Genomic DNA, 25986 nt, shown 5'->3' on the forward strand with positions numbered 1-25986 from the left:
CCTGCTCACGCATCAGTAGACGACCTCCTGGGATCGGCGACGCACGATCGTCACCTCGTCGCGCTGGTTGCCCGTCGGGCCGAGATAGTTGAACGCGTAGGCCGTCTGCGCGTATCCACCGGCCAGGTGGCTCGGCTTGATGAGGATGCGGGTCAGCGAATTGTGGATGCCGCCGCGGCGTCCGGTGGTCTCGCTGCGCGGGACGTCGATGACGCGGTCCTGGGCGTGGTAGACGAACACCACTCCTTCGGGCATCCGGTGCGAGACGATCGCCCGGCACACCACGACACCGTTGCGGTTGACGGCCTCGACCCAGTCGTTGTCGCTCACCGAGATCTTTGCGGCGTCGGCCGGCGACATCCACATCGTCGGCCCGCCCCGGGACAGCGACAGCATGAACAGGTTGTCCTGATATTCCGAGTGGATCGACCACTTCGAGTGCGGGGTCAGGTATCTCACCGTCAGACCGACACCGTCGCCGGAGCCGACCGCCTGTTCGCCGAACAACCGCGACATGTCGAGTGGGGGCCGGTAGACCGGGAGCTGCTCCCCGAGCTCTTCGAGCCAGTCGTGGTCGACGTAGAAGTGCATCCGGCCCGTCAACGTGTGGAACGGTTTCAGCTCCTCGATGTTCATCGTGAACGGCGCGTACCGGCGACCTCCCGTTTCGCTCCCCGACCATTCCGGGCTCGTGATGACCGGTACGGGACGGGCCTGGGTGTCGGCGTAGGTGATCCGCCGTTCCTCGCTGCCCTCCGCGAGGTGCACGAGTCGCCGTCCGGTGCGTTTCTCCAGTTCACGGAAACCCTCGACGGCGAGCCTGCCGTTGGACGTGCCCGACAGCGCGAGGATCGTGTCGGCCATGCGTTCGGCGGTGGTGATCGCCGGACGTCCCTGTCCGGCACCGGAATCCATCACGCCGAATCTCTGTGCCAGTTCGGCGACCTCACGGTCCGGCCGGGTCACGACGCCCTTGGTGTTCAACCCGAGGGACTCGACGAGCGGACCGAGCGTCGCCCACTTCTCCGCGATCGCACCGTAGTCCCGTTCGACGACGGTGAGCGGACCCATCGTCCTCCCCGGAACCGGCACCTCGCCGGTCGAGCGCCAGTCCCGCTCGGTGCCGGACGGATACGCCATCGCTGCGGGCGTGTCGTGCTGCAGTGTCCCCATCACGATGTCGGTGCGGGTTCCCAGGTGGGTCCGGGCGAGGGTGCTGAAGGTCTGCGCGATGGCGCCGAAAGCGTCGTAGTCCGAACGAGTTTCCCAGGGCGGATCGACCGCTGCGGTGAAGGCGTGGATGTAGGGGTGCATGTCGGTGCTCGACAGGTCGCCCTTCTCGTACCAGGTCGCGGCGGGCAGGACGATGTCGGAGAACAACGTTGTCGAGGTCATGCGGAAGTCGATCGACATGAGCAGGTCGAGTTTTCCTTCGGGCAGGTCGTCGGGCCACGCCACCTCACCGGGCCGCAGGCCGGGGGCGGTCGGCTCGGCCTGCACGTTGGAATCGGTGCCGAGCAGGTGCCGCAGGAAATACTCGTTGCCCTTGCTGGACGAGCCGAGCAGGTTCGACCGCCACACGCTGAGCACGCGCGGCCAGTTCCGCGGGTCGTCGGGGTCGGTCACCGACAGTTTCAGTTCACCCGAGGCGAGTTGCTGCGCGACGTGCTGCGGGATCTCCCGTCCCGCCGCCCGTGCCTGTTCGGCAATCTCGTGGGTGTTGCGGTCGAACTGGGGATAGAAGGGTGTCCAGCCCATGGCGACCGCGGACGCCATGACGTCCATCGTGTGCTTGTCGCGGAAACGACCTCGTCCCAGCGGACTGGCCAGCGCGTCGGCACGGTAACCGTCGTAGCGCCACTGGTCGGTGTGCACGTACCAGTAGGAGGTGCCGGCCATCTGGCGAGGTGGGCGAGACCAGTCCGTCCCCATCGCCATGGCCGCCCATCCCGTGACGGGACGGCACTTCTCCTGGCCGACGTAGTGCGCCCACCCGCCTCCGTTGCGTCCCATGCAGCCGGTGAGCATGAGCAGCGCAAGTACGGCGCGATAGGTCGCGTCGCCATGGAACCACTGGCAGATGCCGGCCCCCATGATGATCATCGAACGCCCGCCCGACTCCTCGGCGTTGCGGGCGAACTCCGTCGCGATCCGGATCGCCTGGGCCGCGGGCACCCCGGTGAGGGCCTCCTGCCAGGCCGGGGTGTACGGCGAGCCCGGGTCGTCGTACCCGCTCGGCCACTGCCCGGGCAGGTCGAGCTCCGGACGGTTCACCCCGTACTGCGCGAGCATCAGGTCGAAGACGGTGCACACGAGGTGGTCCCCGATCCGACGGACCGGCACGCCCCGTTCGATGCTTTCACCGTGCCCGTCGACGGTGTCGAAGCTCGGCAGGTACACCGCCGCGGTCTCGCCCGCTCCCCCGCCGCCGGGCGCGACCGTCAATGTCGGGACGAGGTCGCCGAGTTCGAGATTCCACTTTCCGATGCCGTCGTCGCCGTAGCGGAAGCCGAGGGAGCCCGGCGGTACGACGACGGTGTCGGTCGCACCGTCGACGAAGACCGGTTTGAAGGCCGCGTTCTCGACGCTGTGCCCGAGATCGGCGGCGGTGAGGTTCTTGCCCGGCACGAGCCTTCCGTCGCGTTCCTCGACCCGCACGAGGAAGGGCAGGTCGGTGTACCGGCGCACGTAGTCGACGAAGAACGGCACGCGCTGCCGCACATAGAACTCGGTGAGGAGCACGTGGCCCATCGCCATCGCCAGGGCACCGTCGGTACCGGCCGCGCACGCCATCCACTCGTCGGCGAACTTGGTGTTGTCGGCGTAGTCCGGACTCACCGAGACGACCTTGGTGCCGCGGTAGCGGACCTCCGTCATCCAGTGCGCGTCCGGGGTGCGGGTGACGGGCACGTTCGAACCCCACATCATCAGGTAGGAGGCGTCCCACCAGTCCCCGGACTCGGGTACGTCGGTCTGATCGCCGAAGACCTGCGGCGACGCCACCGGTAGGTCGGCGTACCAGTCGTAGAACGACGTCATCACGCCGCCGAGCAGTTCGACGAACCGGGATCCGGCGGCGAAGGAGACCATCGACATGGCGGGGATCGGCGAGAAGCCGGCCACCCGGTCGGGTCCGTACTCCTTGATGGTGTGGACGTGCGCGGCGGCGATCATCTCGGTGGCCTCGGCCCACGTGACGCGCACCAGTCCGCCCTTGCCGCGGGCACGCTGGTAGCGGCGGCGCCGTTCGGGATCGTTCTGGACGTCGGCCCAGGCGAGCACCGGATCGCCGAGTCGCTGCCGCGCCTCCCGGTACATCTCGACGAGCAGCCCGCGCGCGTACGGATAGCGCACGCGCGTCGGCGAGTAGGTGTACCAGGAGAAGGCCGCGCCGCGCGGGCATCCGCGCGGTTCGTACTCAGGACGGTCGGGACCGACTGTCGGATAGTCGGTTTCCTGGGTCTCCCAGGTGATGATGCCGTCCTTGACGTAGATCTTCCACGAGCACGAGCCGGTGCAGTTCACCCCGTGCGTCGAGCGGACGACCTTGTCGTGGCTCCAGCGGTCCCGGTAGAAGATGTCGCCCTCGCGGCCACCGCGCCGCGTGACCGTGCGTGTGTCGTCGGACTGCTCGCCGGAGGTGAAGAACCGTCCGCTGCGCACGAGCAGTTCCTCGATCCGATTCCCGACTCCGGCGGTGTCCGTCACGGCTTCTCCTCACGTACGTCGCGGGTTCCGGATCGTGCGACAGGGGGCGGTTCATGGGCGTGCAGCCGAAATGCGGTGTAGAACAGGCACACCAGTGCCGTCGCCGCGAGCAGGAGCAGACCGACGGTGTAGTCGTTGCCTTCGGCGTCGTAGGTCGCGCCCATCACCAGTGGCGGGAAGTAGCCGCCGAGCCCACCGGCAGCGGCGACGATGCCGGTGACACTGCCCACTGTGTGCGCCGGGGCGCGGCGCGCCACCCACGCGAAGACACCGCCGGTGCCGATGCCGAGGAAGATCGCCATTGTGATGAACGTCAGCGCCGACCACAGGTCGGGCGGGGGCTGGAAGGTCGCGATCACCGCCATCACGGCGGTGCCGGTGAACGAGGCCAGGACCACGTATTTCGGCGGCACCCGGTCCGACAGCGCTCCGCCCACAGGCCGGGCGAGGACCGCGGCGAGCGCGAAACCCGCCGTGCGCGTACCGGCGTCGACGGCGGAGAAGCCGTAGATCGTCTTGATGTAGGTGGGCAGATAGTTGCTGAACGCCACGAATCCGCCGAACACGACCGCGTACAGGAACGACATCTCCCAGGTCACACCGAGTTTCGCCGCGGCTGTCAGTTTGGGCAGCACCGGGTCGGTGTTGGGACGGAAATCGGGAGCATTGCGCATCACCAGGATGCACACCACGGCGGTCACGGCGAGGGCGGCCGCCACGACGATGTGGGTGGGCACCAGCCCGAACCAGTTCACGAAACGCGGGGTGAAGAAGGCCGACAGGGCCGTACCCACCATGCCCGCCCCGAACACGCCGGTCGCGAAGCCGCGGCGGGCGGGTTCGTACCAGTTGTTGGCGAACGGGATCCCGACCGCGAAGATCGTGCCGGCGATGCCGAGGAAGAACCCGCAGACCAGGAGCAGCGGATAGGAGCCGGCCTCGGCGGCGAATCCGACCGCGACGACGGGAACGATCGACGACAGCGAGACGGCGATGAACATCGCCCGTCCGCCGTACCGGTCCGTCATCGCCCCGACCGCGATGCGACCGAGGGAGCCCACGAGGATCGGCGTGGCCACCAGCATCGACGCTTCCGTGCTGCTGAGCGACATGTCGGTGGCGTAGGTCGTCGACAGCGGCCCGATCATGTTCCAGGCCCAGAAGTTGATGGCGGACACCCAGGTTGCCAGAGCCAGATTCGCTCCGCGCAACCTCCCGAAATCCGCCTGCGTGGCCGTTCTCACATACTCAGGGAACCATTCCCGGGCGCGGTCCGGACCCGGTTCGGCGGAACCTCACCCGGATGACGTCCGGCCGTTGCACCCCGGTAACCATGGTCTGCCGGAAACGACGCACCCGTGGTGCCCGACCGGATGTCGGGCGCCACGGGTGCGGGGTTCACGCGCCCACCGGGAACCGGCAGGCGGGTGGGGTGATCAGGACTCGGCGTTCTCGCCGGTCGCAGCGGCCTCGGCCGACTCGTCCTCGACGGGGACGAGGCTGATCTTGCCGCGGTTGTCGATGTCGGCGATCTCGACGCGGATCTTCGAACCGACGTTCACGACGTCCTCGACCTTGGCGATGCGCTTGCCGTTGCCGAGCTTGCTGATGTGCACCAGGCCGTCGCGGCCGGGGAGCAGGGAGACGAACGCTCCGAACGCCGTGGTCTTGACCACGGTGCCGAGGAAGCGCTCGCCGACCTTCGGCAGCTGCGGGTTGGCGATGGCGTTGATCTTGTCGATCGCGGCCTGCGCGGACGGGCCGTCCGCTGCACCGACGTAGACGGTGCCGTCATCTTCGATGGAGATGTTGGCGCCGGTCTCCTCGGTGATCGAGTTGATCATCTTGCCCTTGGGGCCGATGACCTCACCGATCTTGTCCACCGGGACCTTGATGGTGGTGATCCGCGGAGCGAATTCGCTCATCTCGTCGGGCGTGTCGATGGCCTCGGCCATGACCTCGAGGATCGTGGCGCGGGCATCGTGGGCCTGCGAGAGCGCACCGGCGAGGACCTGCGACGGGATACCATCGAGCTTGGTGTCGAGCTGCAGGGCGGTCACGAAGTCCTTCGTGCCGGCGACCTTGAAGTCCATGTCGCCGAACGCGTCCTCCGCACCGAGGATGTCGGTGAGGGCGACGTAGCGGGTCTCGCGGGTGCCGTCCTCGAGCTCGACCTCGTCGGAGACCAGGCCCATGGCGATACCGGCGACCGGGGCCTTGAGCGGCACACCGGCGTTGAGCATCGATAGCGTCGAGGCGCAGACCGAACCCATGGACGTCGAGCCGTTCGAGCCGAGGGCCTCGGAGACCTGACGGATGGCGTAGGGGAACTCCTCCTGGCTCGGCAGAACCGGGATGAGCGCGCGCTCTGCGAGGGCACCGTGGCCGATCTCGCGACGCTTCGGCGAGCCGACACGACCGGTCTCACCGGTGGAGTACGGCGGGAAGTTGTAGTGGTGCATGTAGCGCTTGCTGGTCTCGGGACCGAGCGAGTCGACCTGCTGCGCCATCTTCACCATGTCGAGCGTGGTGACACCCATGATCTGGGTCTCGCCGCGCTCGAACAGCGCCGAACCGTGGGCGCGGGGAACGACCGCGACCTCGGCGGAGAGGGCACGGATGTCGGTGACACCGCGGCCGTCGATGCGGAACTGGTCGCGCAGAATGCGCTGGCGCACGAGCTTCTTGGTCAATGAGCGGAAGGCAGCGCCGATCTCCTTCTCGCGACCCTCGAAGTTCGGAGCGACCTGCTCGAGCACCTCGACCTTGATCTCGTCGGTGCGGTCGTCGCGCTCCTGCTTGCCGGCGATGGTGAGCGCCTCGGCGAGCTTCTCCGACGCGGCGGACTCGACCGCGGTGTAGACGTCGTCCTGGTAGGGCGGGAACAGCGGGAACTCACCGGTGGGCTTCGCGGAGGCGGCGGCGAGCTGCTGCTGCGCGATGCACAGGCGGGCGATGAACGGCTTCGCCGCCTCGAGGCCCTCGGCCACGACGGACTCGGTGGGCGCCTGGGCGCCACCGTCGACGAGCGCGATGACGTTCTCGGTCGCCTCGGCCTCGACCATCATGATCGCGACATCCGCGGTGTCGGGGTTGTCTCCCCCACCGACGATGCGACCGGCGACGACCATGTCGAAGACGGCGTTCTCGAGCTGCTCGACGGTCGGGAACGCGACCCACTGGCCCGACTTGTTGTCGTCGGAGACGATGAGCGCGACACGCACGCCACCGACCGGGCCGGAGAACGGCAGGCCGGCGAGCTGGGTGGAGGCCGACGCGGCGTTGATCGCGACGACGTCGTAGAGGTCGTTCGGGTTCAGGCTCAGAACCGTGACGACGACCTGGATCTCGTTGCGCAGACCGTCGACGAAGGACGGGCGCAGCGGCCGGTCGATCAGACGGCAGGTCAGGATCGCGTCGGTGGAGGGGCGTCCCTCACGACGGAAGAACGAGCCGGGGATGCGACCCGCGGCGTACATGCGCTCCTCGACGTCCACCGTCAACGGGAAGAAGTCGAACTGGTCCTTGGGCTGCTTCGAGGCGCTGGTGGCCGAGAGCAGCATGGTCTCGTCGTCGAGATAGGCGACGACCGAACCGGCGGCCTGGCGTGCGAGGCGGCCGGTCTCGAAACGGATGGTGCGGGTGCCGTAGGCACCGTTGTCGAGCGTTGCGGTGGTCTCGTAGACCCCTTCGTCGATCTCGACTGCGGTAGTGCTTGTCATCTGTATGTCTTCTCTTCCCTCTTCGTCTTCGCCGTACCCGCGCGGGCGCCGCGACCCCCGTGGCCACGGCTGCGCACCGACTCACGGAGGCGGTCGTCGATCGAAACCCTCCGGCGGATTCGGGATACGACACCCGACGGGACCGGAAGGTCACTACCGAGGACCGACACCGTCGGTGCATACGGATCATCACCATTGGAGGCGATGGAAGTCGCCGGCCGAACCGGCACAAACACCGACAGCCAACGAGGCCCAGTGTAGTGGGTACCCCGTCGGCTGCCGGAAAAGATCAGCGAATGCAGATCAGGTCGTGTCCTGTCCGCGTCAGCGACGCAGACCCAGACGCTGGATGAGCGAGCGGTAACGCTCGACGTCGACCTTCTCGACGTACTTCAGCAGGCGGCGACGACGACCGACCAGCAGCAGCAGGCCGCGGCGGGAGTGGTGGTCGTGCTTGTGCTGCTTGAGGTGCTCGGTGAGGTCCACGATGCGCTTGGTGAGCAGTGCCACCTGCGCCTCGGGGGAGCCGGTGTCGGTCTCGTGGAGGCCGTACTCGCCGAGGATCTGCTTCTTCTGTTCGGTGGTCAGAGCCACTGGGTCACTCCTGTACAACTGACGTCCGCGTGACGGTAGACGGACCGGAGTCCGCCCGGTACGGCCACCGCGAACCGCAGCGCGCACCGACGGTCCAGCCTATCAGAGCCGACTTCTGCCGCCGAACCACGATCGGGTTCAGCGCCGGCCGGCACCCGCGCGGCCCACCGCGGCCGACACCTCGGCGAAAACCTGGTCGAGCAACTCGACGTACCGGTCGATGTCACGGTCGGGACGGAGGTCGTCCCGCGCCGGGGCCAGGACGGTGACCGCCGAGCGCCACGGGCACCGCCGCGTACTCCGAGGGCAGATCCTCCCCGCGCTCGCGGTAGTAGCGCTCCATCGCGAGCGACACCGTCGTCGACGGCGAGGTCGGCCTTCACCCAGTAGGGATAGTCCAGTGAGCCCGGCGCGTCGGCGATCCGACGTGCCAGAGCACTGACCAGGTGCATGCGGGAGGCGAAGAACGACAGAATCGACTCGCGGTCCGGGGTGCGCCCCCGGTCCTCGGAGAAGACGGCGGACAAGGCCTTCTTCGTACCGAACTCGCAGTTTCGTTCGTTCGGACGACACCGGACGGTCGACGGACACCCACGTCACTCGAGAGTCGGTATCACTCGAAGTCGGTGTCACTGGGGAGTCTTCGTGAGAACCTCTCGCGCCCGTTCGGCGTCGCGGTGCATCGCGGAGATCAACGCTTCCACGGAATCGAACTTCTCCATGCCCCGCAGCCGCTCGACGAAGTCGACCGCCACGTGCTGGCCGTAGAGATCGGCCTTCTCGTCGAGGACGAACGCCTCCACCGTGCGCTTGCGTCCGGAGAAGGTCGGATTGGTGCCCACCGACACGGCTGCGAGGTAGCGCTGACCAGCTGTGAGTCCCTCGACGGGAGAACCGGAGTCGAGCACCGTGAACCAGGCCGCGTACACGCCGTCGGCGGGGATCGCCGCGTAGATCGGCGGTGCGACGTTGGCGGTCGGGAATCCGAGTCCGCGACCGCGACCGTCGCCGTGCACGACCACGCCTTCGACCCGGTGCGGGCGACCGAGTGCGTCCGCGGCCGCAACGACGTCCCCGGCGTCGACGCACGAACGAATGTAGGTCGACGAGAACGTCACGGCGTGCTCGGCGACCAGCGTGAGCCCCTGCACCGCGAACCCGAAACGCTCACCGATCGAGCGCAGCATGTCGACGGTGCCGGCCGCCTTCTTTCCGAAGGTGAAGTTCTCCCCCACGACCACCTCGGCCACGTGCAGTCGCTCGACGAGGATCTCGTGGGCGTACCGCTCCGGCGAGAGCTTCATGAATTCCGGGGTGAACGGCATGACGCAGAAAACGTCGATACCGAGTTCCTCGGCGAGCTCGGCGCGTCGCGCTAGGGTGGTCAGCTGCGCCGGGTGGCTGCCCGGGCGGACCACTTCCATGGGGTGGGGATCGAAGGTCATGAGCACGGCGGCCACACCGCGTGCCCGCGCGGCCTCGACGGCACGCGCTATGAGCTGCTGATGGCCGCGGTGTACGCCGTCGAACACGCCGATCGTGAGTACACACCGACCCCAGTCCGCAGGAATTTCGTCCAGACCTCGCCATCTCTGCACATCGGCAGCCTACGGCCCGTGAGCGGGTCGGGCACGCCCGGATGGCTCCCGGAGCGCCCCACATGACGGTGACGGCTCGGCGAATGCATAATTTCGGTGTGCCGAACTTTTCGTCGAGAGCCCACAGAACACGGTCCGTATCCTCCCGTGCCGGTCGCATGATCGCCGCCTTCGCGGCCACGGCCTGCGCTGCCGCCCTCGCGGCATGTTCGACCACCGGTTCCGCCGACGATCGGCCCCTGGTCCTGACCACCTTCACCGTCCTCGCCGACATGGCGCGCAACGTCGGCGGCGACCACGTGCGGGTCGAGTCCATCACCAAGCCCGGCGCCGAGGTCCACGGCTACGAGCCCACGCCGGGCGACCTGCGGTTCGCGACCGAGGCCGACCTCGTCCTCGACAACGGACTCGGTCTCGAGCGGTGGTTCGAACAGTTCGTCGCCGATGTCGACGCCGAGCACGTGGTCGTGAGCGAGGGTGTGGACCCACTGCCGATCGGTGAGGGCGCGACGACGGGTCCCTACAACCCCCACGCCTGGATGTCCCCGCTCGCCGCCCGCGTCTACGTCGACAACATCGCCGCGGCGCTGGCCGACCTCGCCCCCGAGCACGCGGACGACTTCGCGGCCCGCGCCGAGGCGTACAAGGCCGAACTCGACGGTCTCCACACCGAACTCGTCACCGCCCTCGACAGCGTGCCCGCCGACCGGCGCGCACTCGTCACCTGTGAGGGCGCGTTCAGCTATCTCGCGCGCGACGCCGGGCTGCAGGAGGCCTATCTGTGGCCGGTGAACTCCGACCAGCAGGGCACCCCGCAGCAGATCGCCCGGACCGTCGATTTCGTGCGCACCAACGAGGTTCCGGCGGTGTTCTGCGAATCGACCGTCTCGGACAAGGCGCAACGGCAGGTCGCGGCCGATACCGGAACGGAATTCGGCGGAATCCTCTACGTCGATTCGCTCTCCGAGGCGGACGGTCCCGTCCCCACCTACCTCGATCTGCTCCGACACGACATCGACGTCATCACGACGGGACTGAGGCCATGACTTCGACACTCGACACACCGGCACTGTTCGTCGACGACGTGACGGTGCGCTACGACACCGTCCTGGCCCTGCAGAACGTCACCCTGAAACTCGCACCCGGCCGCGTCTGCGGACTCGTGGGAACCAACGGCTCGGGTAAGTCGACGCTGTTCAAGACGATCATGGGTCTCGTGCGACCCACCTCGGGTCGCGTCACCATCGGCGGGACGACCACCGCCGTGGCGCGTCGCCGCACGCAGGTCGCCTACGTGCCGCAGTCCGAGGCCGTCGACTGGAACTTCCCGATCGGCGTGCGCGACGTCGTCATGACGGGCCGTTACGGCCACCAGGGCTTCCTGCGCCGCCCGCGCCCCGCCGACCACGAAGCCGTCGACGCCGCGCTCGAACGCGTGGGCATGACCGCGTTGTCCGGCCGGCAGATCGGGCAGCTCTCGGGCGGCCAGCGCAAGCGTGTCTTCGTGGCACGGGCGATCGCGCAGGGCTCGCCGCTGCTGCTGCTCGATGAGCCGTTCGCGGGGGTCGACACCACCACCGAGCACGCGCTGACCGGCGTCATCCGCGAACTGGCGGCGAGCGGCCACGCGATCCTCGTCGCCACCCACGATCTTGCAGGTCTGGCGGAACTGTGCGACGAGGCGGTACTGCTGCAGCGGCGCGTGCTGGTGCACGGCTCCCCCGAGGAGGTCCTCCTCCCGGAGAACCTCGCCCGCGCCTTCGGCGCTCCCCCACCTGCGAACGGTGGACGAGCCGAGGACGTCGCACGGGAGACATACGCACAGGAGGCCGGACGATGATCGACGTGCTGATCGAACCCCTGCAGTACGGCTTCATGCAGCGCGCGCTGCTCGTCGCGGTCGCCGCGACGATCGTGTGCGCGCTGCTCAGCTGCTGGCTCGTGCTCATCGGCTGGTCGCTGATGGGCGACGCGGTCTCGCACGCCGTGCTGCCCGGTGTCGTCCTCGCCTATCTGGTGGGGGTGCCGTTCGCGCTCGGAGCCCTCGTCTTCGCCGGCATCGCCGTCGCGTTGATCTGGCTCGTCCGCGGCACGAGCCGCGTCAAGGAGGACGCCACCATCGGCATCGTCTTCACGACACTGTTCGCCCTGGGCGTGGTGCTGATCTCGAAGAACCCGAGCCAGATCGACCTGCACCACGTGCTGTTCGGAAACCTGCTCGGGCTCGCGACGGGCGACGTCTGGCAGGTGTCGATCCTGGCGGCCGTCGTGCTGGCCGTCCTCGTCGCGAAGCGCCGCGATCTGACGCTGTTCGCCTTCGACCGCGTCCAGGCGCACACCCTCGGCCTGTCCCCCGCCGCGCTGTCGGCGTTGCTGTTGTCGCTGCTCGCGGTGACGATCGTCAGCGCGCTGCAGGCGGTCGGCGTGATCCTCGTCGTCGCGATGCTCATCATCCCCGGCGCGACCGCCTATCTGCTCACCGACCGGATGGCCCGGATGCTGGTGATCGCACCGGTACTCGCAGTGATCGCCTCGGTGGTCGGTGTGTACACGAGCTACTACACCGACGCCGCGACCGGCGGCGTGGTGGTGCTCGCCCAGGCCGTGGTCTTCACCCTCGCGTACCTGTTCGCTCCGCGTCAGGGTGTCGTCACCCGGCTCGTGATGCGTCGCCGCGCGCCGGAGGGCGAAAGGACCAGCGAGCCGACGGAGAGCGTGATTCCCGGGTGACGGTTACCTAAGCTGGACGCGTGCCTGAGAGTAACGAGACCACCGCGACCGAGCTGCTGTCCTCGGTCGCACAGGACTATCTCAAGATCATGTGGACGGTCCAGGAGTGGTCCGGGGAGAAGATCTCCACCAAGCTGCTCGCCGAGAAGCTGGGCGTGTCGGCGTCCACGGTGTCCGAAGCGGTACGCCGCCTCGCGGACCAGGGACTCGTCGACCACGAGCGCTACGGCGCGATCTCCCTCACCGACGAGGGCCGGCAGGCCGCCGTGGCGATGGTCCGGCGCCACCGCCTCATCGAGACCTTCCTGGTCCGCGAGCTCGGCTACGGGTGGGACGAAGTGCACGACGAGGCCGAGATCCTCGAGCACGCCGTCTCCGAACGGATGGTCGCAGCGATCGACACCAAACTCGGTCATCCCGAACGCGACCCGCACGGCGACCCGATCCCGGCGCCCGACGGCACGATCCCGTCACCACCCGCCCGCGCCCTGAGCGAGTTCAACGACGGCGACCACGGCCGCGTGGCCCGCATCTCCGACTCAGACCCCGCGATGCTGCGCTACTTCGACGAGGTCGGGATCGCCCTCGACACCGACATCACCGTGCTCGAACGTCGCGACTTCGCCGGAACCATCTCGGTCCGGTTGGGCCGGACCGAGGGCCGCACGATCGATCTCGGTCACCCGGCGGCGGAAGCGATCTGGCTCGTCTGAGCCGGCTGCGATCCGGCCCGTCCGAGCCCGCTCACATGTTGGAGGGGCGCACCACGAACACCGCCGCAGCCCGCTTGCCCTTCTCCTGCAGCAGCGCTGCAGCCCGACCCTGCGCATCCACGGCGCCGTAGACGCCGTGGATCCCGACGGGCTCGAGCCAGCGGCCGTTCGCGAGCAGCCCCACCTCCTCGTCGCTGATGGTGCGGCACTCGAAGGCCGTGCGCACGGCCGCGTCGATGTCGAGGCTCGGCGTCGGGTCGTCGGCGAGCTGTTCGAGCGTGCGGGCATGTTCGAGGCCGAACGGGCCGACCTTCGTGCGACGCAGCGCCGTGAGATGACCGCCCACTCCGAGGGCCGCGCCGAGATCGCGTGCGAGCGCCCGAATGTAGGTGCCGGACGAGCAGTCCACGTCGACGTCGACGTCCACGAAGCCGCTCCCGGGCACATCGCGGCGGGCGAGGACGTCGAACCGCGAGACCGTGACCGGCCGGGCCTTCAACTCGACCGCCTCCCCCTCGCGCATGCGGGCGTAGGCGCGCTTGCCGTCGATCTTGATGGCGCTGACGCTGGCGGGCACCTGCTGGATGTCGCCTGTCAGCGCGGCCACGCCCTCGCCGATCTGCTCGTCGGTCACGTGCGTCGCATCGGTGGTCGCGACGGTCTCGCCTTCCGCGTCGTCCGTGACGGTGCTCTGCCCGAGACGGATCGTCGCGGTGTACGACTTGGTCGTCAGTGCGAGCAGCCCGAGCAGCTTGGTGGCGCGCTCGACGCCGAGGACGAGCACGCCCGTCGCCATGGGGTCGAGAGTGCCCGCGTGCCCGACCTTGCGGGTGCCGAGCAGTCGGCGGCAGCGCGCCACCACGTCGTGGCTCGTCATGCCGGCCGGCTTGTCGACGACGAGCAGGCCTGCGCGGGCGAGTGCCGGATGTTCCTGCGGGGGTGCGGCGTCGTTCATCAGCGCACCGTGATCGCGGTGAGGACGAGACCGTCGGCGATGAGCCACCGTCCGTCGAAGCCCGTCAGCGGCTGCCCGTCGAGGGTGTCGCCGGGGACGAGCAGTCGCGAGTGGAAGGTGCCGGTGACCACGTCCGAGGTGGTGTCGCGCTCGAAGGTGATGTGGGCGTCCTCGAAGCCCAGCCACCTCTTCGTCAGCGGGAACCACGCCTTGTAGGTGGCCTCCTTGGCGCAGAACAGCAGACGGTCCCAGTGCAGGTCGTCGCCGGCTGAGGCGAGCCACTCGCGTTCGGGTTCGAGGCTCACCGCGGGCAGCACCCCGTCGGGGAGCACGTCGTGCGGTTCGGCGTCGATGCCGAGCGATCGGATCTGCAGCGAATAGCCCAGCACGGCACCGCGATAGCCGTCGCAGTGGGTGAGGCTGCCGACGACGCCGCGAGGCCAGACGGGATCGCCCATCTCTCCGCGCAGTACCGGCGCGGGGTCGACGCCGAGGGTGCGCATGGCCTGGCGGGCGCAATGACGGGCACCGGCGAACTCGCGGCGCCGCTTCTCCACGGCCCGCGCCACGAGCGGCTCCTCCTGGGGATGCGGCCGCAGTCCCGGTGGGTCCTCGAACAACTCGGCTGCAGCGACGCCGTCCGGCACGATGCGCCCGATCAGCGCGCCGCGCGTGTCCGTCTTCTGCCCGGTGTCCGGTTCGGTCACCGCAACTCCTTCTCTCGTTGAGCCCGCATCTTCTCGGCCTCGGCTTCCATCTCGGGGGTCACGGTGAAATGACCGCCCCACTTGTTCAGGCTGCCCGGCGGATACTCCGGGACGGGGAGGATCTGCCGCAGGGGCTGCTCCGGCATGCCGCGTCGCTGCCATTCGCGCGGGTAGCCGACCGAGACCTCCTCGAAGCGCACCCCGTCGTAGTAGGTGGTCCGCGGGATATGCAGGTGGCCGTACACGCTGCACAGCGCCCGGTAGCGCAGGTGCCAGTCGGCCGTCTCGGTGGTACCGCACCACAGGGCGAACTCGGGGTAGAACAGCATCCGCGTGGGTTCGCGCACCAGCGGGAAGTGGTTGATCAGCACGGTGGGCAGGGCGGGGTCGAGCGCGTCGAGACGGGCGCGGGTCTGATCCACGCGTACCCGGCACCAGGTGTCGCGCGTGATGTACGGATCCGGCTTCAGCAGGAACTCGTCGGTCGCGACGACGTTGCGTTCGCGCGCCAGCGCGAGCCCGTCCGCCTTCGTCGTGGTGCCCTCCGGCAGGAACGAGTAGTCGTAGAGCAGGAACATCGGCACGAGCACCACCGGCCCGTCCTCGCCCTCCCAGATCGGATACGGATCCTCAGGGGTGAGCACGTCGAGTTCGCGGCACATCGTGACGAGATAGTCGTAGCGCGCGACCCCGAACATCTGCACCGGGTCCTTGGCGGTCGTCCACAGTTCGTGGTTGCCGGGTACCCAGATCACCTTCGCGAACCGGCTGCGGAGCAGCGACAGCGCCCACCGGATGTCGTCGGTCTTCTCCGACACGTCGCCCGCGACGATCAACCAGTCGTCGGGCGACTCCGGATACAGGTCCTCGGTGACCGGCCGGTTGCCCCGATGACCCACATGGATGTCGCTGATCGCCCACAGCTTCGCTGCCACGCACTAACCTCCCGACTCGTCCTGGACGCGCACCTGCCGGTCCGCGCCCGTCACCGCCCATCGTCCCGAGAGCGTGCGCCACACGACGGCGATCATCCGGAACACGATGAACACCGTAAGCCCCGTCCAGATACCCGCCAGACCCCAGTCGTACGCGAGCGACAACCAGATCAACGGCAGGAAGCCGAACAGCGCCGAGGCCAGCGTCGCGGTGCGCAGGAAGGCGGCGTCCCCCGCACCGAGGAGAACACCGTCGAGTGCGAAGACGATTCCCGCGAGCGGCATGATCGCGACGAAGAACCACCACGCGACGCCGATCTGGTCGAGCACCTCGGTATCGGTGGTGAACAGATCAGGAATCACATCCTTCCCCGCCACGAAGACCACCGCGAGGACGACGGCGAAGACCACCGACCACGCCGACAACCGCCACGCCAGGCGAGTCGCGCCCCGGCGGTCGGCCGCACCGAGCGCGGCGCCGACGAGGGCCTGCGCGGCGATCGCCAGCGAGTCCAGGGTGAGGGTCACGAAGGTCCACAGTTGCAGCACGACCTGATGACCGGCCACCGCGGCCGCACCGAAACGCGACGCCACCGCCGCCGCGGACAGGAAGCAGGCCTGGAATGCGAGGCTGCGCGCGATCAGGTCACGTCCGAGCCGCAACTGTGCCCCGATCACGGCGGGTCGCGGTCGCAGCGGAACCCCGGACCGCAGCAGCGCCACGACGAACAGGACGGCCGTCACGGACTGCCCGATCACGTTGGCGATGGCGGAACCGACGAGTTCCCACCGGGGAGCGCCCAGCAGTCCGTGGACCAGTACCGGGCACAGCACCGCCGACAGGGCGAGGCCGGCGATGACGAATCGCAGCGGCCGCATCGTGTCCTGGACGCCGCGCATCCAACCGTTCCCGGCCAGGCCGACGAGGATCGGGGGAGCCCCGAACAGCGCGACGCGCAGCCACGAGACGGCGGCGTCGGCGATCTCGGCATCGCCGGCGAGCAGCCGCGCGACGGGGCCGGCCAGCACCTGGCCGACGAGCAGGATCGCAAGTCCGACGATCATCGCGAGCCAGGTCGCCTGCACGCCCTCGCCGACAGCGTCGTCGTGCCGGTCCGCACCGTGGAAACGCGCCGCGCGCGCGGTGGTGCCGTACGACAGGAAGGTGAGCTGGGTGCTCACCTGCGCGAGGATCAACCCGCCGATCGCGAGACCGGCCAGGGGCAGCGCCCCCAGCCGGCCGACGACGGCGATGTCGAACAGCAGGTAGAGCGGTTCGGCCGCGAGCACCCCGAGGGCGGGAAGGACGAGCCCGAGGATCCGCCGTCCGGTGACGTCGGAAGCGTGTGAGCCGCCGGGCGTCTCAGAGGCGCGTGAGCCGCCGGGCGTCTCAGAGGCGCGTGAGCCGCCGGGCGTCTCAGAGGCGCGTGAGCCGCCGGGCGTCTCAGAGGCGCGTGAGCCGCCGGGCGTCTCAGAGGCGGGCGACCCGCCGGACGCAGTCAACCGAGCACGCCGCGCAGGGCGGCGACGATCCGATCGGTGTCGCCGTGGGCGGTGTACCCCGCCGCCAGGCGGTGTCCTCCGCCGCCGAGTGCGGTGGCGACGGCGGACACGTCCACCGAGGTCTTCGCGCGCAGCGAGACGGTCCACTCCTCGGGAGCGACCTCCTTGAACACCGCGGCGACCTCGGCCTCGGCGGTGGTGCGCACGATGTCGATGACGCTCTCGACCTCCTCCGGACCGAGATGCGCGGAGTCGGCGCGCCGGACGAAGGCGTAGACCAGTCCCCTGCCCTGAGCAGCGTCGCGTTCGAGTGTGGCGGTGGCCAGCACCGACGACAGCATCGGCAACCACCCGAAGGGATGGGTGTCGAGCAGGGCCCGCGTGATCGACGTGCCGTCGATACCGGTGGCGAGCAGGCGCTCGGCAAGTCCGTGGGCCTGCGGGCGACCCCAGCGGAACGATCCGGTGTCGGTCACCAGTCCCGCGTACAGGCAGTGCGCGAGTGCGGCGTCGATCTCGACACCCCACACGTCGAAGAGGTCGGCGAGCACCATCGCGGTGGCCTCGGACTCCGGGTCGACGAGGTTGTGGGTGCCGAACCGCGTGTTGGACAGGTGGTGGTCGATCACCAGGACGTTCGGGGCGGTCTTCAGACGGTCGCGCAGGACACCGAGACGGCCCGCGGTACCGCAGTCGACGGTCACCACGAGATCGGCCTCACGGCGTACCTCCGCGACCGGCGTGACCAGGTGTGCGCCCGGCAGCGACCGCATCGAGTCCGGCATGTTCGCGGGCGAACCGAACGCGACCTGCACGGTGACACCGCGTCGCTCGAGCGCCAGCCCGAGGGCCAGCCCGCTGCCGAGGGTGTCGGCGTCGGGGTTGATGTGGCACAGCACCGTCACGGTGGCCGCCGCGTCGAGCAGTGCGGCGGCACCGTGCAGGTCGACGGATCCTGCCGGGCCGGACGGGACGCCGGCATCGTCCCGGTGCGACGGGACCACCGGAGGAGTCGGGTCGGGCACCGGTGCGTTATTCGTCGTCGTCACCGGCGTCGCGCTCACGGGATTCCTTGTAGGGATCGGCATCGCCGGCCGGAACGGCGCCCTCACGGGCGCGTGCGACCTCGTCGTCGGCCGCGCGAGCGCGCGCGAGGAGTTCCTCCATGTGCCGTGCCGTGTCGGGCACGGTGTCGGTGACGAACGTCAGCGTCGGGGTGAACCGCACACCGGTGCCGGCGCCGACCTTCGAGCGGAGCACGCCCTTGGCCTTCTCGAGGCCGGCAGCAGCGGCCTCGTGATCGGGTTCGGTGTTCAGATCCGCGCCCCGGACCGTGTAGTAGACGGTGGCGTCGTGCAGATCCGCGGTGACCTTCGCGTCGGTGATCGTCACGAACTCGAGGCGCGGATCCTTGATCTCGAGGTCGATGGCGGTGGCCACGATGGTGGCAATGCGCTTCGCGAGTCGGCGAGCCCGTGCTGGATCGGCCATGTCGTTCGTTCCCTTCTGTAGCCGCCGGCAGGCGGCCTGTCGTGCGGCCGGGATCAGTCCTCGGGCCCGTACAGCCTGCGTCTGACCGACAGCAGGTCGAGTTCGGGCCGCTGGGCGACCAGCCGCTCACACTTGTCCAGTATCTCTCCGACGTGCGCGAGGTCGGGGGCGACGACCGCCACACCCACCTGCGCCCGGCGGTACAGATCGTGTTCCCCGGTTTCGGCGGCGGACACCCCGAGCCGGCGCAGTTCTGCGACCACCGGACGGATCGCCGATCTCTTCTGCTTGAGCGAATGCACGTCGCCGAGCAGCAGGTCGAGTTCGAGCGCTCCCAGATACATTCGCTTCTCTCCTCGAGGACACTCCGGTCGGCCGTCCGGTCGGCTCCGTGCCGGCCGGGTCGGGCGTCCCGACACACCCGTGGCGGCGAACGACGAATCGTTCACCGCCACGGGTGCGGGTGGATCAGTCGCGCGGCTTCTCGCGCAACTCGTACGCCTCGATCACGTCGCCGACCTTGATGTCGGAGTAGGTGATCGTCAAACCGCACTCGAAGCCCTCGCGGACCTCGGTGACGTCGTCCTTCTCGCGGCGCAGCGACGAGATGGTGACCGTCTCGGCCACGACGTTGCTGTCGCGGATGAGGCGGGCCTTCGCGTTGCGCTTGACGATGCCGGACTGCACGAGGCAACCCGCGATGTTGCCGACCTTCGACGACTTGAAGATCGCGCGGATCTCGGCGCGGCCGAGCTCGACCTCCTCGTAGATCGGCTTGAGCATGCCCTTGAGGGCCTTCTCCACCTCGTCGATCGCCTGGTAGATGACCGAGTAGTAGCGGATGTCGACACCCTCGCGGTTCGCGAGCTCGGTGGCCTTGCCCTCGGCGCGGACGTTGAAGCCGATGATCACGGCGTTCGACGCGGCAGCGAGGTTGACGTTGGTCTCGGTGACGCCACCGACACCGCGGTCGATGACCCGCAGGCGCACCTCGTCGTCGATCTCGATACCCATGAGCGCCTCTTCGAGGGCCTCGACGGTACCCGAGTTGTCGCCCTTGAGGATGAGGTTGAGCTCGTTGTGCTCCTTGAGAGCGGCATCGAGATCCTCGAGGCTGATGCGCTTACGGCTACGTGCTGCGAGCGCGTTGCGCTTGCGGGCATTACGCCGGTCGGCGATCTGACGCGCGATGCGGTCCTCTTCGACGACGACGAGGTTGTCCCCGGCGCCGGGCACCGACGTGAAGCCGACGACCTGGACCGGACGCGAAGGCAGTGCCTCGAGCACGTCCTCGCCGTGCTCGTCGACCATGCGGCGCACGCGGCCGTAGGCGTCGCCGGCGACGATCGAGTCGCCGACCCGCAGAGTGCCGCGCTGGATGAGCACCGTGGCCACCGGACCGCGACCGCGGTCGAGGTGCGCCTCGATGGCGACGCCCTGCGCCTCCATGTCCGGGTTGGCCCGCAGATCGAGCGCTGCGTCGGCGGTGAGCAGCACCGCTTCGAGCAGCTGGTCGATGTTGAGGTTCTGCTTCGCGGAGATGTCGACGAACATGGTGTCGCCGCCGTACTCCTCCGCCACCAGCCCGTACTCGGTGAGCTGCTGACGGATCTTCTGAGGGTTCGCACCCTCCTTGTCGATCTTGTTCACCGCGACCACGATCGGGACATCGGCGGCCTGTGCGTGGTTGATCGCCTCCACCGTCTGCGGCATGACGCCGTCGTCGGCTGCGACCACGAGGATCGCGATGTCCGTCGCCTTCGCGCCGCGGGCACGCATCGCGGTGAACGCCTCGTGACCCGGGGTGTCGATGAAGGTGATCAGGCGATCTTCACCGTTGAGGTGGGTCATCACCTGGTAGGCACCGATGTGCTGGGTGATGCCACCGGCCTCACCCTCGCCGACGTTCTCCTTCCGGATCGTGTCGAGCAGGCGGGTCTTGCCGTGGTCGACGTGACCCATGACGGTGACCACCGGCGGACGCTGCTGGAGGTCTTCCTCGCCGCCCTCGTCCTCGCCGTACTGGATGTCGAACGACTCGAGCAGCTCGCGGTCCTCATCCTCGGGCGAGACGACCTGCACGACGTAGTTCATCTCCGAGCCGAGCAGCTCGAGGATGTCGTCGTTCACCGACTGAGTGGCCGTGACCATCTCACCGAGGTTGAACAGCGCCTGCACCAGGGCCGACGGGTTCGCGTCGATCTTCTCGGCGAAGTCGGACAGCGATGCGCCGCGAGCGAGACGGATGGTCTCGCCGTTGCCACGCGGCAACCGCACGCCGCCGACCGACGGCGCCTGCATCGAATCGTATTCCTGCCGCTTCTGCCGCTTCGACTTACGACCACGACGCGGAGCGCCACCGGGACGACCGAACGCGCCGGCTGCACCGCCGCGACCGCGTCCACCGCCACCGCCACCGGGGCGACCGCGGAAACCACCGGGAGCACCTGCACCTGCAGGTGCGCCGCCACCGGCACCGCCACCGCGGTAGCCGCCGCCACCACCACCGGGACGTCCACCGGGAGCTCCGCCCGGACGACCCGGACGACCGGATGCGGCCGGACGCGCAGCACGCTGCGGCATCGCACCCGGGTTGGGACGCGGGGGCATCGAACCCGGGGACGGACGGGGACCGCCCTGTCCGGGCGCGGGGCGGGGACCGCCCTGTCCGGGAGCCGGACGCGGACCGGCCTGGCCGGGTCCGGGACGCGGGCCACCGGGGCCTGCTGCGGGACGTCCCTGTCCGGGCGTGGGGCGGGGGCCGCCCTGTCCGGGGGTAGGACGCGGTCCGCCCGGGCCGGGGCGCGGGGCACCCGGACGCGGAGCGGGACGCTCGGCCGGAGCCGAGGAGTACGGGTTGTTACCGACGCGCGGGGTCTTCGGACCCGGACGCGGACCGGCCGGCTTGGGGCCGGGCTTGGCCGCGGGAGCCTGCGGCGTCGCGCTGGGAGCCTGAGCAGCCGGGGACTGCGGTGCCGCCTGGGCAGCGGGGGCCTGCGGCGCGGGAGCCGCGGGCTCCTCCGGTGCCGGAGCGGGCTTGGGAGCAGCCGGCTTCGGTGCGCCGGGCTTCGGACGCGCGGTCTCGGCCGCGGGGGCCGGGCTCGCAGGGGTGGGCCGGGGACCCGGCCGGGGGGCACCGGGCTTCGGTGCGGGGTTGGGTGCAGCCTTCGCGGCTGCATCGCCTTCGGTCTTACCGAACGATTCGCGCAGTCGACGCGCGACCGGCGGTTCGACGGTCGACGACGCGGACTTGACGAACTCGCCCTGTTCCTTCAGGCGTGCGAGTAGTTCCTTGCTGGTGACACCGAGTTCTTTCGCCAACTCGTGCACGCGGGCCTTGCCTGCCACTGCTCTCCTCACTGATGAGGTCGAGCGGCCGACTGCCCGCACGACCTCGGGTTATCTCCGATGGACGTTCATCGCTGGTGCTTCACGGTGTGCTCATGAGTGTTCGTGCCTGTTCTTCTCAGAGTGCGATGTCACTGTTGGTGTTCCTCGTCGTCGTTCCCACGATCGTCGTACCCGGCCGAGGCCGACTCGATGCGTCCGTGATCACTGTGCCGTGGACCCGACCAGCTGATCCAGCGCTGTGGTGTCCGGATACCCGGTCACGCGCAGTGCCCTGCCGAATGCTCGACGCCGAACCGCCAGGCCCAGACATTCCGGGTTGGGATGCAACCAAGCACCTCGCCCGGGAAGCCTGCGTCGGGGATCGGGAATCACGGCGAAACCTGACGGTTCCTCCTCGCGCGCCACCACCCGGAGCAGTTCGGCAGCCAGCGTTCGCTGCCGACATCCGACACAGGTCCGCACCGTAGTGGCGCGTTCCCCGCCGGTCGAGGACAGGTCATGCTGAACCATCGACCACTGTACCGCTGATTTGCCCGGAATCCCGCATCCCACTCCTACGCGCCTGTCGAGCCGCCGCGCGAATCGTCGTTCCCGGCCGGTGCCGCGTCGCTGCGGATGTCGATCCGCCAGCCGGTCAGCCGGGCCGCGAGCCGGGCGTTCTGCCCTTCCTTGCCGATCGCGAGGGACAACTGGAAGTCGGGAACGACCACCCGGGCGGCGCGCGCGTCGGGGTCGACGACCGTGACCGACACCACCTTCGACGGCGACAGTGCGTTGCCCACGAACTTCGCGGGGTCCTCGTCGTAGTCGATGATGTCGATCTTCTCCTCGCCGAGTTCGCGCATCACGTTGCGCACCCGCTGCCCCATCGGGCCGATGCACGCACCCTTGGCGTTGAGGCCGGGGACGGTCGAGTGCACGGCGATCTTCGAGCGGTGCCCGGCCTCGCGGGCGACGGCGACGATCTCCACCGACTCGTCGGCGATCTCCGGGACCTCGAGGGCGAACAACTTGCGCACCAGATTGGGATGCGTCCGCGACAGGGTGATCTGCGGGCCGCGCTGTCCGCGGGAGACGCCCACGACGTAGCACTTGATGCGGTCGCCGTGCTCGTAGGACTCCCCCGGCACCTGCTCGGCCGGCGGGATCAGTCCCTCGGCGTTGTTCGTCTCGCCGCCGATCTTCACGACGACCATGCCGCGGGCGTTGGCACGCGAGTCGCGCTGCACGACGCCGCTGACGATCTCACCCTCGTGGGTCGCGAACTCACCGAAGCGCTGTTCGTGCTCGGCGTCGCGGATGCGCTGCATGATGACCTGACGCGCGGTGGTCGCCGCGATCCGGCCGAAGTCCTCGGGAGTGTCGTCCCACTCGGCGATCAGGTTGCCGTCGGCGTCGCGCTCCTCGGCGAGGACCTGGATGGCGCCGGTCTTCGTGTCGACCACGACCCGCGCGTGCGGCTGGTGTCCGTCGACGTGCCTGTACGCCGTGAGCAGGGCCGTCTCGAGCGTCGCGATCAGCTCGTCGAACGGGATGTTCTTCTCCGCCTCGAGCATGCGCAGGGCGGCGATCTCGATATTCACTTGTCCACCTTCGTTTCGTTCGTCTCGTCGTGGTCGTCGCTGCCCGTGTCGTCCTCGGGCCCTTCGGCCAGCTCCCCGGCCGCGACCCGGCCGTCCGGAACCCCGCCCGCGAGCTCGAGTTCCCTCGGTGGCGGCGGGGAGAACTCCACCTCCACCACCGCTCTGCGCACCGCCGAGAGCGGGACCGAACGCACGACCGGCCCGGACCGATCGGGCAGGACGAGCCTGATCTCGTCGCCGACGAGCTCGCCGATGCGTGCGACGAGGGTCTCGTCGGCCAGTTCCACCTTCGTCTTGCGACCCTGAGCGCGCCGCCAGTGGCGGGGCTCGGTCAGGGGCCGGCCGATCCCGGGGCTGGTGACCTCCAGGACGTAGGGCGACTCGCCGAAGTCCGAGACTCCGTCGAATGCCTCGGAGACGATCCTGCTCAGGCGGGCCGCCTCGTCGAGACCGAGACCTGCGTCGCTGTCGACGAGGAGGCGCACCGTACTGTGCTTTCCGGCGGCCGTGACCACCACGTCCTCGAGGTCGTATCCCTCTCTGGCGAGCAGATCGGAGACGAGCTCGACGATCCTCTCCGGGGGCGGCACAGGCATGGCGGGCGGGCTCCTCGTTCAGTTGTGGTCGCAGCGGACAGCGGGCCGGAACGGATGCGTACCGGCAGACATCAAGCCTAACCCGCGTCTCCTGCTGCTGTGACCAGGGCGGCGTCCTTCGTCGGACGACGCGACTGGCAGGATGGTCCGGTGCCGATGCCACTCGACCGTCCCACCGTCTCCCGACGAACCCTCCTGCGATGGTCGTCGGTCGCCGTCGGTGGATTCGGAATCACGACGATCACCGCGTGCGGCGCCTCCGACGAGGATGCCGCCGAACCGGATCCGCTGGCGGGTCAGGCGACCCGCGCCCGCACCGACGCCGCGATCGCGACCGCGCTGGTCGCGCGGGCGCCGGAGCTGTCCGCGCCGCTCACCACGATCGCGGCCGAGCGGACCTCCCACGCCGACGCGCTCGAGGCCGAGATCGCCCGGATGGAGGGCGCCACCACGAGTTTCACTCCCCCGTCGACCACCGTGACCACTCCCACCGGTGAGCTGCCGACCGTCGAGGCGCTCCGTGAGCGGTTGAACCGGTCGCAGCGCGAAGCCGCCGACCTCGCACGCACGCTCTCGGGTTACCGCGCGGGTCTGCTCGCCTCGATCAGCGCGTCCTGCGCCGTGCAGACGGCGGTGATGTTGCCGTGAGCTCACCCGAACTCGGTTCCGAACAGCAGGCCCTCGTCGACGCCCTCGAGGCCGAACACGCGGCGGTCTTCGGATACGGTGTGGTCGCGGCCTTCGCGGATCCCGCCCGCGCGAACGCCGTGGCGGAGGACACCGCAGCGCACCGCGCACGCCGTGATGCAACGATCGAGGCGTTGCGCGCCGCGAGCGTCGAGCCGCCGGTCGCGGCACCCGGTTACACCGTGCCGTTCCCGGTGATCGACGCCGCGTCCGCCGCGCAGCTCGCCGAACAGATAGAGAGCGACACCGCGGTCGCGTGGCGGTCCGTCGTCGAACGGGCACGCAGCGAGGCCACCCGGGCCACGGCCGTGGACGCACTCACCGAGGCGGCCCTGCGGGCGGCGCGGTGGCGGCAGAGCCGCGGAGTCGTGCCGTCGGTGGCCTTCCCCGGTCAACCCTGATCCGGTCGGCCTCGATCCGGTCGACTCCGAAGCACGGGTCACCCGGTCACGACCGCCAGCGCGAAGCCGTCCCAGCCCTTCGATCCGACGGTCTGCAACGCCGTCGCGTCGAGGCGCGGTTCGCGGGCGAGCAGTTCGAGCACGTCCCGCGACGCGCGGACCCGTTCGTCGTCGCTGCCCTGATCGACGATGGCCCCTGCCCGCACCACGTTGTCGACGACGATGACGGTGCCGGGTCGCGACAGCCCGAGCGCCGCGCGCACGTAGTTGCTGTTGTTCTCCTTGTCGGCGTCGATGAACACCAGGTCGAAGGGATCCTCGTCGACCAGGCCCGGCAGCGAGTCCAGGGCGGGGCCGACTCGGATGTCCACACGGTCACCGACGCCGGCGCGGTCGAGATTGGCGCGGGCCACCTCGGCGTGCTTGCGCTCGTATTCGAGGGTGACCACCCGGCCGGACTCCCCGACGGCCCGGGCGAGCCAGATGGTCGAGTATCCGCCGAGGGTGCCGATCTCCAGGACCCGGCGGGCACCCCGGATCCGTGCGAGCAGGTGCAGGAACTTGCCCTGCGGCGCGGACACGTCGATGGGCGGCAGTTCCGCTGCGGCGTTCGCCTCGAGCGCTGAGCTCAGCGCAGGATCGTCGCCGATCAGCACGTCGGTGAGGTAGTTGTCGGTCGCACTCCAGTTGTCGGCCATGTACCTCATTGTGG

The 25986-nt window shown here is 69.2% G+C and carries 23 protein-coding genes; 6 read left to right on the plus strand and 17 right to left on the minus strand.

What is annotated here, in order from left to right; translation table 11 throughout:
* Positions 1 to 12: 12 nt before the first annotated feature.
* From BLV31_RS16015 to BLV31_RS16035, 5 genes are all read right to left on the minus strand, one after another.
* Positions 13 to 3708, minus strand: coding sequence for a nitrate reductase subunit alpha (locus BLV31_RS16015; RefSeq protein WP_006551260.1), 3696 nt, complete (start codon positions 3706 to 3708; stop codon positions 13 to 15).
* A complete protein-coding gene (locus tag BLV31_RS16020) occupies positions 3705 to 4952 on the minus strand; it encodes a nitrate/nitrite transporter (RefSeq protein WP_064061596.1) in 1248 nt (415 codons plus the stop codon). The genes BLV31_RS16015 and BLV31_RS16020 overlap by 4 nt, the downstream gene beginning before the upstream one ends.
* A 192-nt stretch (positions 4953 to 5144) precedes the next feature.
* Complete coding sequence (locus BLV31_RS16025) at positions 5145 to 7430, minus strand: polyribonucleotide nucleotidyltransferase (RefSeq protein ID WP_033096524.1); 2286 nt, start codon at positions 7428 to 7430, stop codon at positions 5145 to 5147.
* Between the two features lie 324 nt (positions 7431 to 7754).
* Positions 7755 to 8024, minus strand: a complete 270-nt coding sequence (gene rpsO, locus BLV31_RS16030) for a 30S ribosomal protein S15 (protein ID WP_006551263.1) — start codon at positions 8022 to 8024, stop codon at positions 7755 to 7757.
* 629 nt (positions 8025 to 8653) lie between these two features.
* Positions 8654 to 9622 (minus strand): bifunctional riboflavin kinase/FAD synthetase, encoded by a 969-nt coding sequence (locus BLV31_RS16035; RefSeq protein WP_006551264.1) that lies wholly within the window; start codon positions 9620 to 9622, stop codon positions 8654 to 8656.
* A 158-nt stretch (positions 9623 to 9780) separates the two neighbouring features.
* Here BLV31_RS16035 and BLV31_RS16040 point away from each other — a divergent pair, with 158 nt between their 5' ends.
* The 4 genes from BLV31_RS16040 to BLV31_RS16055 are packed head-to-tail and all read left to right on the plus strand — an operon-like array spanning position 9781 to position 13065.
* Positions 9781 to 10668: a metal ABC transporter substrate-binding protein gene (locus BLV31_RS16040; RefSeq protein ID WP_064061595.1), complete on the plus strand. Its 888-nt coding sequence runs from the start codon at positions 9781 to 9783 to the stop codon at positions 10666 to 10668.
* Complete coding sequence (locus BLV31_RS16045) at positions 10665 to 11462, plus strand: metal ABC transporter ATP-binding protein (protein WP_064061594.1); 798 nt, start codon at positions 10665 to 10667, stop codon at positions 11460 to 11462. The genes BLV31_RS16040 and BLV31_RS16045 overlap by 4 nt, the downstream gene beginning before the upstream one ends.
* Positions 11459 to 12352 carry a metal ABC transporter permease gene (locus BLV31_RS16050; RefSeq protein WP_006551267.1) on the plus strand — a complete coding sequence of 298 codons (894 nt, stop codon included), beginning with the start codon at positions 11459 to 11461 and terminating at the stop codon, positions 12350 to 12352. The genes BLV31_RS16045 and BLV31_RS16050 overlap by 4 nt, the downstream gene beginning before the upstream one ends.
* 20 nt (positions 12353 to 12372) lie before the next feature.
* Complete coding sequence (locus tag BLV31_RS16055) at positions 12373 to 13065, plus strand: metal-dependent transcriptional regulator (protein WP_006551268.1); 693 nt, start codon at positions 12373 to 12375, stop codon at positions 13063 to 13065.
* Positions 13066 to 13096: 31 nt separating this feature from the next.
* On the opposite strand, the gene truB is transcribed toward BLV31_RS16055, so the two are convergent.
* The 11 genes from truB to rimP all read right to left on the minus strand — a co-directional run bounded on the left by truB (position 13097) and on the right by rimP (position 24186).
* A complete protein-coding gene (gene truB / locus BLV31_RS16060) occupies positions 13097 to 14020 on the minus strand; it encodes a tRNA pseudouridine(55) synthase TruB (RefSeq protein ID WP_019289147.1) in 924 nt (307 codons plus the stop codon).
* Positions 14020 to 14682 carry a 4'-phosphopantetheinyl transferase Npt gene (gene npt, locus BLV31_RS16065; protein ID WP_033096709.1) on the minus strand — a complete coding sequence of 221 codons (663 nt, stop codon included), beginning with the start codon at positions 14680 to 14682 and terminating at the stop codon, positions 14020 to 14022. Before npt ends, truB begins: the two co-directional genes overlap by 1 nt.
* Before the next feature lie 41 nt (positions 14683 to 14723).
* Positions 14724 to 15662 carry a metallophosphoesterase family protein gene (locus tag BLV31_RS16070; RefSeq protein WP_006551271.1) on the minus strand — a complete coding sequence of 313 codons (939 nt, stop codon included), beginning with the start codon at positions 15660 to 15662 and terminating at the stop codon, positions 14724 to 14726.
* Between the two features lie 3 nt (positions 15663 to 15665).
* Positions 15666 to 16982 carry an MATE family efflux transporter gene (locus BLV31_RS16075; protein WP_064061597.1) on the minus strand — a complete coding sequence of 439 codons (1317 nt, stop codon included), beginning with the start codon at positions 16980 to 16982 and terminating at the stop codon, positions 15666 to 15668.
* Positions 16983 to 17161: 179 nt separating this feature from the next.
* Positions 17162 to 18169: a DHH family phosphoesterase gene (locus tag BLV31_RS16080; protein WP_052227384.1), complete on the minus strand. Its 1008-nt coding sequence runs from the start codon at positions 18167 to 18169 to the stop codon at positions 17162 to 17164.
* A gap of 28 nt (positions 18170 to 18197) precedes the next feature.
* Positions 18198 to 18656 carry a 30S ribosome-binding factor RbfA gene (rbfA, locus tag BLV31_RS16085; RefSeq protein ID WP_006551274.1) on the minus strand — a complete coding sequence of 153 codons (459 nt, stop codon included), beginning with the start codon at positions 18654 to 18656 and terminating at the stop codon, positions 18198 to 18200.
* Between the two features lie 53 nt (positions 18657 to 18709).
* Positions 18710 to 19000 carry a DUF503 domain-containing protein gene (locus tag BLV31_RS16090; RefSeq protein WP_006551275.1) on the minus strand — a complete coding sequence of 97 codons (291 nt, stop codon included), beginning with the start codon at positions 18998 to 19000 and terminating at the stop codon, positions 18710 to 18712.
* 124 nt (positions 19001 to 19124) lie between these two features.
* The gene (gene infB, locus BLV31_RS16095; protein ID WP_024100657.1) at positions 19125 to 22004 is read right to left on the minus strand and encodes a translation initiation factor IF-2; all 2880 of its coding nucleotides are present in this window, start codon (positions 22002 to 22004) and stop codon (positions 19125 to 19127) included.
* Between the two features lie 204 nt (positions 22005 to 22208).
* A complete protein-coding gene (locus tag BLV31_RS16100) occupies positions 22209 to 22517 on the minus strand; it encodes a YlxR family protein (RefSeq protein WP_072740508.1) in 309 nt (102 codons plus the stop codon).
* Between the two features lie 44 nt (positions 22518 to 22561).
* Positions 22562 to 23590, minus strand: a complete 1029-nt coding sequence (nusA, locus tag BLV31_RS16105) for a transcription termination factor NusA (protein ID WP_006554228.1) — start codon at positions 23588 to 23590, stop codon at positions 22562 to 22564.
* Positions 23587 to 24186: a ribosome maturation factor RimP gene (gene rimP, locus BLV31_RS16110; protein ID WP_019289143.1), complete on the minus strand. Its 600-nt coding sequence runs from the start codon at positions 24184 to 24186 to the stop codon at positions 23587 to 23589. Before rimP ends, nusA begins: the two co-directional genes overlap by 4 nt.
* 150 nt (positions 24187 to 24336) lie before the next feature.
* Here rimP and BLV31_RS16115 point away from each other — a divergent pair, with 150 nt between their 5' ends.
* Together BLV31_RS16115 and BLV31_RS16120 are read left to right on the plus strand one after the other, a co-directional pair.
* A complete protein-coding gene (locus tag BLV31_RS16115; protein ID WP_006554230.1) occupies positions 24337 to 24834 on the plus strand; it encodes a hypothetical protein in 498 nt (165 codons plus the stop codon).
* A complete protein-coding gene (locus BLV31_RS16120) occupies positions 24831 to 25274 on the plus strand; it encodes a ferritin-like domain-containing protein (RefSeq protein ID WP_006554231.1) in 444 nt (147 codons plus the stop codon). The genes BLV31_RS16115 and BLV31_RS16120 overlap by 4 nt, the downstream gene beginning before the upstream one ends.
* A 38-nt stretch (positions 25275 to 25312) precedes the next feature.
* Here BLV31_RS16120 and BLV31_RS16125 read toward each other — a convergent pair whose 3' ends face one another.
* The gene (locus BLV31_RS16125; RefSeq protein ID WP_033096518.1) at positions 25313 to 25972 is read right to left on the minus strand and encodes an O-methyltransferase; all 660 of its coding nucleotides are present in this window, start codon (positions 25970 to 25972) and stop codon (positions 25313 to 25315) included.
* Positions 25973 to 25986 lie beyond the last annotated feature (14 nt).

The organism is Rhodococcus pyridinivorans, from assembly GCF_900105195.1.
Classification (GTDB): Bacteria; Actinomycetota; Actinomycetes; order Mycobacteriales; family Mycobacteriaceae; genus Rhodococcus; species Rhodococcus pyridinivorans.